The sequence below is a fragment of the Siminovitchia jepli genome, assembly GCF_047228825.1.
GTDB lineage: Bacteria > Bacillota > Bacilli > Bacillales > Bacillaceae_C > Siminovitchia.
This window is the reverse complement of record NZ_JBFEGN010000101.1, coordinates 1-11,287: the sequence shown is the minus strand read 5'-3', so window position 1 is coordinate 11,287 and position 11,287 is coordinate 1. Positions and strand designations below refer to the sequence as shown.

13 protein-coding genes and 1 pseudogene are annotated in these 11,287 nt (G+C 40.7%); 10 read left to right on the top strand and 4 right to left on the bottom strand.

Annotated elements, in window-relative coordinates:
* Positions 1–35 precede the first annotated feature (35 nt).
* On the bottom strand, positions 36–416 hold the full coding sequence (locus tag AB1L08_RS19795; RefSeq protein WP_413066348.1) for a TetR/AcrR family transcriptional regulator: 381 nt from the start codon (positions 414–416) through the stop codon (positions 36–38).
* 200 nt (positions 417–616) lie between these two features.
* Here AB1L08_RS19795 and AB1L08_RS19790 point away from each other — a divergent pair, with 200 nt between their 5' ends.
* From AB1L08_RS19790 to gerQ, 8 genes are all read left to right on the top strand, one after another.
* A complete protein-coding gene (locus AB1L08_RS19790) occupies positions 617–1,069 on the top strand; it encodes a carboxymuconolactone decarboxylase family protein (RefSeq protein ID WP_413066352.1) in 453 nt (150 codons plus the stop codon).
* A gap of 332 nt (positions 1,070–1,401) precedes the next feature.
* Positions 1,402–2,763 carry an IS4 family transposase gene (locus AB1L08_RS19785; RefSeq protein ID WP_413066347.1) on the top strand — a complete coding sequence of 454 codons (1,362 nt, stop codon included), beginning with the start codon at positions 1,402–1,404 and terminating at the stop codon, positions 2,761–2,763.
* Between the two features lie 97 nt (positions 2,764–2,860).
* On the top strand, positions 2,861–3,202 hold the full coding sequence (locus AB1L08_RS19780) for a hypothetical protein (protein ID WP_413066346.1): 342 nt from the start codon (positions 2,861–2,863) through the stop codon (positions 3,200–3,202).
* A 713-nt stretch (positions 3,203–3,915) separates the two neighbouring features.
* Entirely contained in the window at positions 3,916–4,698 is a 783-nt protein-coding gene (locus AB1L08_RS19775) for a sulfite exporter TauE/SafE family protein (RefSeq protein ID WP_413066351.1), read from the top strand.
* A 98-nt stretch (positions 4,699–4,796) separates the two neighbouring features.
* Positions 4,797–5,117, top strand: a complete 321-nt coding sequence (locus AB1L08_RS19770) for a nucleotidyltransferase family protein (protein ID WP_413066350.1) — start codon at positions 4,797–4,799, stop codon at positions 5,115–5,117.
* A 7-nt stretch (positions 5,118–5,124) separates the two neighbouring features.
* Positions 5,125–5,439, top strand: coding sequence for a HepT-like ribonuclease domain-containing protein (locus AB1L08_RS19765; protein ID WP_413066345.1), 315 nt, complete (start codon positions 5,125–5,127; stop codon positions 5,437–5,439).
* A 781-nt stretch (positions 5,440–6,220) separates the two neighbouring features.
* Complete coding sequence (locus AB1L08_RS19760) at positions 6,221–6,697, top strand: cell wall hydrolase (protein ID WP_413066344.1); 477 nt, start codon at positions 6,221–6,223, stop codon at positions 6,695–6,697.
* Between the two features lie 23 nt (positions 6,698–6,720).
* On the top strand, positions 6,721–7,182 hold the full coding sequence (gerQ, locus tag AB1L08_RS19755; protein ID WP_413066343.1) for a spore coat protein GerQ: 462 nt from the start codon (positions 6,721–6,723) through the stop codon (positions 7,180–7,182).
* Positions 7,183–7,954: 772 nt separating this feature from the next.
* Here the strand turns inward: gerQ and AB1L08_RS19750 are convergent.
* Positions 7,955–8,872 carry a LysR family transcriptional regulator gene (locus AB1L08_RS19750; protein WP_413066342.1) on the bottom strand — a complete coding sequence of 306 codons (918 nt, stop codon included), beginning with the start codon at positions 8,870–8,872 and terminating at the stop codon, positions 7,955–7,957.
* Between the two features lie 137 nt (positions 8,873–9,009).
* Here AB1L08_RS19750 and AB1L08_RS19745 point away from each other — a divergent pair, with 137 nt between their 5' ends.
* Positions 9,010–9,339 carry an MFS transporter gene (locus AB1L08_RS19745; protein WP_413066341.1) on the top strand — a complete coding sequence of 110 codons (330 nt, stop codon included), beginning with the start codon at positions 9,010–9,012 and terminating at the stop codon, positions 9,337–9,339.
* On the opposite strand, the gene AB1L08_RS19740 is transcribed toward AB1L08_RS19745, so the two are convergent.
* Both AB1L08_RS19740 and AB1L08_RS19730 read right to left on the bottom strand, forming a co-directional pair.
* On the bottom strand, positions 9,307–9,780 hold the full coding sequence (locus tag AB1L08_RS19740) for a DUF6431 domain-containing protein (RefSeq protein WP_489686536.1): 474 nt from the start codon (positions 9,778–9,780) through the stop codon (positions 9,307–9,309). The genes AB1L08_RS19745 and AB1L08_RS19740 overlap by 33 nt on opposite strands.
* Before the next feature lie 97 nt (positions 9,781–9,877).
* Positions 9,878–10,276: an MFS transporter gene (locus AB1L08_RS19730; protein WP_413066340.1), complete on the bottom strand. Its 399-nt coding sequence runs from the start codon at positions 10,274–10,276 to the stop codon at positions 9,878–9,880.
* Between the two features lie 160 nt (positions 10,277–10,436).
* Here AB1L08_RS19730 and AB1L08_RS19725 point away from each other — a divergent pair.
* Positions 10,437–11,222 (top strand): annotated as a pseudogene (locus tag AB1L08_RS19725) (helix-turn-helix domain-containing protein); the annotation flags it as partial.
* Positions 11,223–11,287 lie beyond the last annotated feature (65 nt).

Below are 11,287 nucleotides of genomic sequence, written 5' to 3'. Positions count from 1 at the left end.
CAGCCGTAAAAATATACTTCGACGTTGATCCATTTTCATCCTGCTGATGGTGCCGCGGAAGCGGCATGAACGTCTAATAAAAGAATAGATAGATCGTTTTGATGTAATAGGGAAATTAAACTTCTATTTTCATTAAAAAATTCAAAAAAGATAGAAGCTTGCTTTTCCATATCTAATTGATAAATGGGTCTTAATTTGTCAATATATTCTTCCGATATGTCTCTAAGGTGCAACAGTAAAATATCTTCTTTTGAATCAAAATTTCTATAGAATGTACTACGATCTAATCCTGCCTCTTTAGACAGTTGTTTCACAGTAATTTCTTTATAAGGCTGTTTTTTCATTAATTTCAATAAGGCATCAATAAACCATTTTTTTGATTTTTGAGCAATTGGATTACTTGTTTGCTTATTCATGGTTCTCTCTCCTTTAAATGCAACATTTCATTATAAAATGTCGTACTTATTTGAATAGTATTGCAAAATCATTCACTTCATTTTAAAATATGATCCAGAATGCAACAAGTGTTGCACAACAATCATTTTTAAAGAAAAGAGGAATAAAAATGAGTAAGCTTCTTAGCAAAGCAATTGTCAAAGGGGCAGGGTTTACAAATATGAAAAATCGAATAAATTATTTTAAAATTGCACCGAAAGCATTTGAAAGTATCATGGAATTGGAACAGTATTCAAGAAAAACCTCTATTGATATAAAGTTAAGAGAACTAATTAAACTTAGAGTTTCTCAAATGAATGGATGTCAATTTTGCATAGAAATGCATACAAAAGAAGCTAAAAAATTAAAGGCTTCAGAAGAAGAAATAGAACAATTATCTTCATGGAAAGATGCTGATTGTTTCTCTGCAAAGGATAAGTTGGCATTTGAATTAGCAGAACATGTGACTTACATTGCTGAAAAAAGGCTGGACGATGAACTATACGAGCAAGTAAGGAAATTTTATGATGAAAAAGAGTATGTAGATTTAATATTAATTATCAATCAAGTCAATATGTGGAATCGTATTTCTATTTCAATGGGAAATACACCAAAAGGTAAAGGAAAAATGTAAAGCTTAACCCTTGTCTCTACTATGTGATTTTTAATAAACGCTTATCCGTTAAGATAAACTTTTATCTCCTCCAATTCTGGGAGGAAAAAACTGGAATAAAGATTTGGTCGGAGTTTACTTGAATAAGCACACCAACCTTAAATATTTTTTGGTTTTATTATTATAACTCAACTTTCGCACCAACAAAATAAGTACTAATCGTTGGCAATACTGAGTTAATGCTCTATCGAAATTATTGCTTGACAACTTTGGTAAAAAATGAAAAAACACCTCAATCTTTGGTATAGTGAGATTGTCGAGAAATCACTACCACAGAAGAGGCGTCTCTTACTATGATAGATCAAAAAAGCCAACATAATCAACTGCCAAAAGAACTTGATTCCGTTTTTTCTGAGCTCGAAATGAATAAGCATTTGCGTCAGGCAGGTATTAAAAAATCCTTTGGTTTCAGTTGTGCTTACTTATTTCAGCTTGTATTCAGTTTGATTTTCCAGCACAGAAACTGGTTTTCCCTTCTTGACTCAAAGAAGGCTGATAAATATCCGGGCAAAGATGCGGTGTACCGTTTCTTAAATCAGTCAACGTTTAATTGGCGCCGTTTTCTTTTGCTTTTAAGTTCTCATACAATTCAAAAGGTCACTCGCCTGACAGATAAGAAACGTCCCAAAGTTTTCATCTTGGATGACTCTGCCTATGATCGAAACCGCAGTAAAAAGGTTGAATTGCTGGCACGCTGCTTTGATCACGCTTCTCTTAAAATGCGTTTTTACAAAGGATTTCGAATGCTGGCTTTGGGATGGTCTGATGGCTGCACATTCATGCCAATCGATTTTTCCCTTCTAAGTTCAAAGAAATCTCAAATCAATGGAATCTCTTCGCAGATTGACAAACGCACCTGCGGCTACAAGCGCCGGGAAAATGCCCTGCAATCAGCGCCTGAACAAATTCCTGACATGATTGCGCGTGCCCTGGCTAATGGGGTAGACGCCAGTTATGTCCTCATGGATTCCTGGTTCACACTACCGCCACTTGTCAAAGCGATTGTTGAGCAAGGCTTGGATGTGATTGGGATGGTCAAAGAAACAAAGCAGCGCTATATCGTAAATGGAAACCCTGTTTCTTTAAAGCAACTCTACCGCATGGCTCAACCAGTACAGAGAAAGAAAGGAGTTCTTCGTTCCATCCATACAGTGATGGCTAATGGGACACCCGTAAAGGTTGTTTTCATTCGAAACAGAAACAAAAGAAGTGAATGGCTTGCCATCTTGAGCACCGACTGCAGCCTTACCGACCAAGAGATCATCCGAATCTATGGCATGCGTTGGGATATCGAGGTCTTCTTTAAGACGGCCAAATCCCTCTTAAAACTCGAGAAAGAGTTTCAAAGCCGGTCATATGATGCGCTTATTAGTCATACAACCATTGTTTTTGCTCGTTTTATAGTTCTTGCGTGGCAAAATCGCTGTCACACTGACCAGCGCACACTTGGCGGGCTTTTTTACGAGTTGTGTGATGAAGTCAATGAACTTGATTGGGCTGTTGCTTTGCAGCAGTTAATCGAGCTTCTTCAGGACGCATTAAAACAGACGAATAAAAGAATCAAAAAGTTAATCCAAAGTCAACTTGAGCAGTGGGTCACCGGCCTTCCTAGTTATATCAAGGCTTATTTGCCGATTTCACTCTGCGAAAGTTGAGTTATAACTTTTCGAGTTGTAATAGCTTTAATAGGAGGAGTGCAAACTGTCTAAAATATTTATGCAAATAAGCAGATTATTTTTAGGGATTATTTTTTTGGTTGCGGGTATTAATGGTTATTTTGTCATCTTTGGATTTGAACCATTTATTGCAACTAGCCCCGAAGCAATGGCATTATTCGAGTTTAAATATCTGTTAATTGCAGAAAAATCTTTAGAAGTTGCATGTGGAATTTTACTTATAATCAACCAATTTTCCCCACTAGCCATTGCAATATTATCACCTATTGTAGCCAATATTTTTTTACTTCATTTGTTCCTAGACCATTCGTTACTTGTTTTAGCAGTTATACTTGTCCTTACTCATGGTTATTTGTTGTTTTACTATAGAAAAAACTTTATGAGTATATTGGAGAGAAAATCAAAAACTTCTGGATAAACAATAACTCCCCTTACTATATCTAATTTCAGAATATCTTGTTCGACTAGATATGTTAATTTATATAGAATTAAGCGGTTTTAGGTTAAATCTGTGCTCTAGTTGTTTCAGAAAAGTGCCCTTATTCATGAATCGGGCCAAGCCGCATAAAGGCAGTAGTCTTAGTTAAGGTTCTACAGGCTGCCCCGCTTGTTTCACCAGCTTATGATGATATATCTTCTTAAGAGGAAATCGCCAGACACTGGAAGCGTCATTATGATGAATTGTTGGGTTATCTATGAGAATCGAGCAGTTAATCACCTGATTATTGGAAGGAGACGGTTCCAATTTATCGTCACCGTCTGGCAAAAATGAGTGGTATTAACTCCTCAATGGAGCAGAAATAATTAGATAAAGATACAGTTGGTATTAGTTATTGTTTCTAATATAAGTTCATTTTTCAAAATAGGTATCCTCAATAATATTGAGTAATAAACTTCCATAAAAGGGCGCTTTCCTGTAACAAGGAAAGTGCTTTTTCCATTTTAGGCCTGGCATCTGTAAAACAAAAAGCCCTAGCCGGGAAACTGGAACAAATGTGGAAAAATGAATATCCGAAAAGCAATTTCTTCCGGCCTTCCAAAAGTGTAAAATGGAAGATAACAGAAATACTGTTCACTTATTGTAAATTAATGATTGCAGTTTAACAGATTGTCAGGTGATTTTTTGTGTGGATGTTGGCATTTTTGATCGGTTTGTTTTCAGGAGTTATTTCGGGGATGGTCTCCGTTGGCGGCAGCATTATTGTGACGAGCATGCTTATCCTGTTTTCAACCTTGTATGGCTGGGATTTAAACATGAAACAGATTGTTGTTTTCTTTGGCATTCCTGCAGTTATCTCCAGTCTCGCATCGTCTCTTTTGGCGAATTCTATTGGCGACGCTTGGCTGCAAGGGGTCTTTGCATTCTTCTGTCTGCTGGCTGCCCTGGCCATTATTTTACCCGATAGACGACAGCATCATCATGACAATGCTTCCTTTCCCTACTTTACTTCCATCTTTCTCAGTTTGATCGTTGGAGGGGTTGGTGGTTTGATCGGCGTAGCTGCGGGATTTTTGTACATGCCCATCTTTTTGCGGCTTTTTCATCTGACAGTCAGGCAGGCTGTCGGGACCGGGATGGTGGTCGGCGGCATGCTATGTGTCGGGACCATCATGGGAAAATTGGGCGGAGATTTTATTCGGATGGATGTGATTTTGCCGCTTGGCATAAGCGGGGTTATTGGTGTGTTGATTGGCGGAAAATTAACGTCATTCATCAAGGAAAAGTGGCTGAATTTATTGATGTGCATCATTATCGCGGCCATTGCCGTCCAAACCATTTTTGTATTTTTGGCAGATTCATTGATGATTGCCTTTCCTATTGTCATAACGGCCGCTCTGCTGCTTTCTGTTGTTTTCCTTTGGCTGATTTTCGCTTTGAATCCATCTTTTGCAAAAAGAGGAGAGCGATCGTGAATATTTACTGTTTTTATCCTGGGCTTAGTACAATATCAATCGGCTGTTTGACAGCGAATAATCTTATTGTGAAGTGTTATAATGGAGAATATCGAGAAATGGCGGTGATTTATATGTTATCGCAACAGGAAATCCTTGAGGAGCTCTCAAAAAACTTAAAAGCGTGGAAAAAAGCATACGGTGTAAAGCGTATCGCGCTGTTTGGTTCATACGCAAGAGGGGAACAAAAGGAGTCAAGTGATATTGATGTGTTAGTCGAATTTGTTGAAGACGCTCTGACTTTTGATAACTATATGGATTTAAAGTTCATTTTAGAGGACCTTTTTAATAAGAAAGTAGATTTGGTTATTTTGGATGATATTAAGCCGGCTTTAAAGCCGATTATCTTAAGGAGTGCCAAATATGCGAAGGGAGCCTAAAGTCTTTTTGGAGGACATCTATGCAGCTGCGGTAAAGATTGAAAGCTTCACAAAAGGCCTTTCATATGATGATTTTCTAGACAATGACCTGGTATCTGATGCGGTAATTAAAAACATATTAGTCATAGGAGAGGCAACTAAAAACATTCCTGAGGAAATAAGAAAAAGGAATCAGCATATTGAATGGAGAAAGATGGCCGGGATGAGAGATATGATGATTCATGGCTATTTCTCCATAAATTATAGGATTGTTTGGGATGTTGTTCAAAATAAAATTCCTGTATTAAAACAACAAATCCAAAAGCTTCTGCAGTCTGAGTAACTTACTCAAAAACTAAATGTTCAATATCCGAAAATCTAATCGGACAACTAATACTACAGCATTTCCGGTGGCTTTCTTTGGTGAAGTTCGGCTATATCAAGGATTAGTCGATTCTTCACTTGCTAAAGTTGCGTTCAATATTATGATAGTAGTTAATAGTAGGAAAAGCCTGCGCTTTTTATCCACTTATTCCCCTTGGTAACGACTTTAATTTTAACCCCATCCTCAAACTGCAATGGCGGCACTTTTGGAGTTATTTTGCCCCTGCTCTAAGCGCTATTTTGCACTAGAAGCAGATATTAAAAAGCCCAACTTCCCAATATTTAAATTGAAATTGGACGTTTATCAATACTTCGGAATAGCGGCCGATTATCGAGCAACGTTGACTAGGCTGATGGGCGATGGAAGTTCTTTCACACCTACCGTACGTACACAAAAAGTTGGCTTTTGTGGCGTGTTTGCAGTAATATATCTTTTTTCGGCCCTTGAAGCCGAATGCGACCCAAACAGTTTCTTACACAGGATAGAACCATCATTAAAGCATACGTAAACTTACTCTCCATTGCAGTTTATGTAATTGGACAAAACGCAAAACCCCGGAACAATACATTTTCATCCCGGGGTGTGAGTGTAAAATCATGTGTGTTTGTTAGTGCAATGCTCGCCTTGTCGGGAAAACGGGCAAACGTATGTCCTAATATCTTGATTTGGGCTCATAGGCAAGTTACCAAATCCAGCTTCAGGTAATAAGTTACTTGTATAAGCCGAAGGTGGTGAGAAAATGGGCAGACGAATAAAGCATACTTCACGCGACGTGGAGGAGTTGGCGAGGCTGATGCTGGCGGAAGCAATCGGTGAAGGTGTTCAAGGGATGAACATGGTAGGAACGGTTGTGGCTAATCGAGTCGAGGCAGACTGTGCTCCTGACTTCAATGGGTTGCGCAATATTAGACATGCGATTTATCAAACCATACCTGGAACCAGTATTCCTCACTTCGAGCCTGTCTTAAATGGAACATTGTATACACAACGTCCCAAAGAAGCCGACCTCCAGAGGGCTAGGAATTTGTTGAACGGTGATAGGGAACCTCGCGCAAGGATGAATTTGTGGTTTTTTAACCCCAGTCCGGGGAAAAAGTACCGGGCTCCTTGTACCGAAACAATGCCAAGATCCCCCAATACGAGGTTCGATTTTGCGTACAAGAACCATTGCTTCTATGTCGGGGTACCGGGCTATTGCCCAGAGTTTTATAGATAAATTAATAAGGAGTTGATCTTCCTATGACTAGTGGAGACTCTGGTTATTATCCAATGAATTATTATCCTGGTTTTTATCCAGCTTCCATGATTCGGACCAGTCGCCAACAACCTGCTGGCTCTCCGATGGCTATACCTTCCGGCCCCTCGTATGCCGCCCCGGTGGTCCCGATGGGGACTGCCCAGCAACTTCTGGCAGGCGCGGTGCAAGAATCATTTATCGAAAATATCTTACGCTTCAACAAAGGTAAGGTAGGTACATTCTATTTTACTTATCAAGGTAACAACAAATGGAATGCAATGGTTTACCACGGGCGCGTAGAAACGGCTGGTCGTGACCACATCATCATCAGCGACCCGTCCACCGGCAAACGCTACCTGCTATTGATGGCAAATCTCGACTGGGTGGAATTTGATGAAAAAATTAACTATCCTTACCCGAAAATCAGTCCGGAAGTTCAGGCATCCCTGACAACGTCGGAATGAGTTATAGAACGATTAAAACCCGCTTACTCCTTTTGAAGGATGAGCGGTTTTTTATATAGAATTCAAATTTGGCAATAAATTGAAGCGGGGCGGATTTAAATTAGAACATCGACGTACAGACTGAGCTGAAATGTGGAAGACGGCCGCTTAGGGGCGACAAGCGCTGGAGGGCAATCCAGCGAAGTCGTTCTTTGACTTCGTTGGATTGACCGAAGCGACCTCGAGCCCCTGCCGTCTGCAACTAGACAAGAGTGCCTCTGACGAGATAAAGGAAACGCGGCGAGGAACGAGCCAAGCAGCTTGCTTCAAAGCATCATGAGTTTACTTCTTTAGAATAAGCTTCGTGCGCTTTGCGACGAGCTGAACATAGCTTCCCCGAATAGGCTGTGGCGCAGGAGCACGTGCTTCTTGAATAAGCTTCTTTGCAGCTGCGACGAGCTGAACAAAACTTCCTCGAATAAGCTATGGCGCAGGAGCACGTGCTTCTTGAATAAGCTTCTTTGCAGCTGCGACGAGCTGAACAAAGCTTCATCGAATAAGCTATGGCGCAGGAGCACCCCTGGAGGCGCGAAGTCTGCTAGTCGATAGGCGCTGGAGCTAGACAACAAAAATCGGGTATTCGGATTATCGTGTAGAAAAATGTTAAGCTAAATAATCTTTCGAACAAACGGATCTGATTTGTGGAGTAACAAAAAGCCCAATTTCTCATATTCAATAAATTGGGCTTTTAAATAATGGCATTTTCAGACGCGAACCAAAAATAGGTCATTTTCTATCGTAGCATCAATGCTTTTCTACCCTCGCTTCCTATTGTGTATTCTTCATCCCTGAAATAGGTGACGATAAAATCTCGGAATGCAACAGCTGCCTGTGATAAATAACGATCTTTCTGCCACGCTATCCGAAAAATCCTTTCACTTGCAGGATCTTCGATTGGCAGTTTGACTAAGTTCATCTCCTCTCCGCTTTTACACCCACCGACAATGGCAACACCAAATCCAGAACGAACAAGTTCTGCGATACTGGCTGGATCTTCTGTTTCACACACCATCTTTGGACGAAAACCCGCTTTATCACAAAGGTCATCATTCATCATCCGTAAAGGAGAATTTTCTTTGTATCCAACAAAAGGTTCTGCTGATACTTCACTAAGGTGAATGGCTTTGCGATTTGCATATTTATGTCCGTGCGGCACAGCGAGATAGAGCTTTTCTGTTACCAATGGGATTTCACTGAATCCTTCTTGCTGAATCGGAAACGAAGTTAAATAGAAGTCTACTTCTTGGTTTGTTTCTATGTTCTCAAAATCCTCCATAGAGGATTGAAACATCCGGAAATTAACTTCTGGATGTTCAGCCAAAAATTTCTGCAAAGGTTCTCTAACCTGCTCCATATTCATAACTGCCAGGTATATACGACCCTGTTTTAAGCCTGATAGATCTTCCACCTCCCGACGCCCCTCTTCGAGCAAATGGATTGCAGCCTTCACTTTTGCTTCAAATGCCTTTCCAAAAGGGTTCAAACGAATTTGACGTGCTTTACGGTCAAACAATGGTACCCCCAAATCCTCTTCCAAGCGCTGAATCGTTCTACTTAAGGCAGGCTGGGCGATACGAAGTTCCTGTGCGGCTTTCGTCATATGTTCTAATTTAGCCACGGTTAAAAAATATTTAAGCTGTAGCAGTTCCATTCCTTTCCCCTCCTTATTCATTACATTCAGTATATGAAAATATAACAAAACATGTATTTTTCATTATGTATTCCTAATTATATAATGAACGTGGTCAGCCGACAACAGAACTTATACATGGGAGGAGGTAAATAAATATGGGAAGTGATACACGGGGAACTACGTTTACAACCATAAAAGAATCAACAATCGAACTCACCATTGACGACAAGTTTATTCGCACAATGGTCTTTACGATAGTTATTTCGATGATGAGCGCAACGATGTTTAACATCGTACTTCCTGAAATCAGCCAAGAATACGAACTGACATACAGGCAGGTTAGTTGGGTATCCTCCGCTTATCTACTCGTTTATGCCATCGGTTCCATGATCTATAGTAAACTATCAGACCGTTACCGACTCAAATCATTATTGACGATGGGACTCCTTCTGCTATCGGTTGGCTCCCTTTTTCACATATTTTAGGGCTTCTTTTTTTAGGTTTTGCGAAAAACCCAGATGATCTCCAGAATCTATGAAAAAGGTATGGATCCAATGGAGCCTGTTGTAAAAGCGTTTTAGGTGCTGGGCCAGTTGTTGGCGGCTTCCATCGACTTTCCTTCCCTTAAGGATACGATCAATCCTTTCAACCATGGCATGTAGCGTGTGCTGAAAATAGGGAATCAAGAAGTCAGGCAAGATCGAAATATTTACTCCGCAGGCCAGGCATCTGAGTCGGCAAATAGGGATGCGCAGGGCCTGATCAGCCTCATCAATGCCGTACCGCCAATAAAAACCGTTACGGTGCAGATTCCCTTGGGATATACATTGGCAGCCGGGGCACCTGTCAAATACGGGGAAATCATTTCCTTTTCCTCTTGCTTCATATTCCTCAAGCCCAATACCAAAATCATGTGGAATGATCATAAAAAAACTCCCTCCAATAATATGCAAAAAATTTAGCATATTATTTGAGGAAAGTACAGAAATCGTACTGGAGGAATTTGAAAAATATAAGCCTGTTTCAGAGGGGATAAAGTGACTCTTTACACCAATCCATACCAGTAGGAGAGCGGACTTTTTCAGAAGCTAGGTAACGGCGAAATAGTGGCAATGCAATCAAAGTTAGTAACGGAATAACAAACAACCACCGCCAATGCGCGAAACTTGAAACGAAAGCAGACGCAATAGGACCGAGCACTCCTCCAAGTGCGGGTCCACTGGCCATGATTCCTAACACTTTTCCTCTCCGTTCAGTTGGGATATAACGTGCCGGGACAACCATTGAAAGTGCAGGAATGACGGATGCTCCTGTAGCCTGAATGATCCGGCTTAGCAGAACCATCCAGTAGTTCTGGGCAGCAAGCCCGATTAGCTCCAGGATATTGGCGAATCCACCTTCTTTCGAAGGAGCTGGGGGCACTTATCATCATACTTTATGGGCAAATTCATTCTACCATATTTATCGTGAGAAAAAAATAAAGCGTTCCCACATAAATCTTGCCTATGAAACAATTGACGGAAAAAGTAGAATAAAAGCAATGGATAACCGGTTGTCCTTCTGATCAAAGGAGGATGTTTCGATGAATGAAAAAACAAGGGAAGACATTGCTTTATTTCGTTATGGGCTGATTGCCCCACTGCTGAACGGACAGATAGAATCAAAGGAATATTTCGAGCAGTTGGAAGGAAAAATCCATCAGATTCCATACTACGGAGAAAGAACAATCGCAGCCAAAACCATACAGGAGTGGCTTCTTCATTACCGGAGGAACGGATTTGATGCCTTGAAGCCAAAAAGGCGCTCGGATCGGGGGAATTCCAGAAGACTGTCCCCAGATGACAAGGACCATATTTTGGACATAAGAAAAGAATCCCTCCACATGCCGGTCAGTGTGTTCTATGAACAACTGATCAAACGTGGAGAGATCACAAAAAATCAAGTCTCTTATGCCACTATAAACCGTTTATTGAAAAAACACAAGCTGGCCGGCAGAAATCATATCAGTTTTCATCCGGAAAAGGAACGGAAGCGATTTGCCTATGACAAGGTCAACGTATTGTGGCAGGCGGATTTGTCGCATGGTCCCTATATTCCAATCAATGGAAAGATGAAGAAAACATTTCTCATCGCCTATATTGATGACTGTTCCAGGCTCGTTCCGTACGCTCAATTCTTTATCTCCGAGAAATTTGGCGGGCTCAGGGAAGTGACCAAGGAAGCCTTGATCCGGCGTGGAAAGCCGACTATCATTTATGCGGATAACGGGAAAATCTATCGGTCCGAAACCCTGCAATATGCATGTGCTCAACTGGGCATTACCCTAGCGCATACGATGCCTTTTGACGCGCCTGCGAAAGGTTATGTATAGTAAAATAAAATGTAAAGTAAATCCTTTTTCTTTAGCTAAGTTCTAGTTGTATGCAAGATTTA

What these genes read in the sequence shown, in the direction of transcription:
- AB1L08_RS19795 (WP_413066348.1), bottom strand. Translation starts at nt 416, where the DNA reads ATGAATAAGCAAACAAGTAATCCAATTGCTCAAAAATCAAAAAAATGG.
- AB1L08_RS19790 (WP_413066352.1), top strand. Translation starts at nt 617, where the DNA reads ATGAAAAATCGAATAAATTATTTTAAAATTGCACCGAAAGCATTTGAA.
- AB1L08_RS19785 (WP_413066347.1), top strand. Translation starts at nt 1,402, where the DNA reads ATGATAGATCAAAAAAGCCAACATAATCAACTGCCAAAAGAACTTGAT.
- AB1L08_RS19775 (WP_413066351.1), top strand. Translation starts at nt 3,916, where the DNA reads ATGTTGGCATTTTTGATCGGTTTGTTTTCAGGAGTTATTTCGGGGATG.
- AB1L08_RS19770 (WP_413066350.1), top strand. Translation starts at nt 4,797, where the DNA reads ATGGCGGTGATTTATATGTTATCGCAACAGGAAATCCTTGAGGAGCTC.
- AB1L08_RS19760 (WP_413066344.1), top strand. Translation starts at nt 6,221, where the DNA reads ATGGGCAGACGAATAAAGCATACTTCACGCGACGTGGAGGAGTTGGCG.
- gerQ (WP_413066343.1), top strand. Translation starts at nt 6,721, where the DNA reads ATGACTAGTGGAGACTCTGGTTATTATCCAATGAATTATTATCCTGGT.
- AB1L08_RS19750 (WP_413066342.1), bottom strand. Translation starts at nt 8,872, where the DNA reads ATGGAACTGCTACAGCTTAAATATTTTTTAACCGTGGCTAAATTAGAA.
- AB1L08_RS19745 (WP_413066341.1), top strand. Translation starts at nt 9,010, where the DNA reads ATGGGAAGTGATACACGGGGAACTACGTTTACAACCATAAAAGAATCA.
- AB1L08_RS19740 (WP_489686536.1), bottom strand. Translation starts at nt 9,780, where the DNA reads ATGATCATTCCACATGATTTTGGTATTGGGCTTGAGGAATATGAAGCA.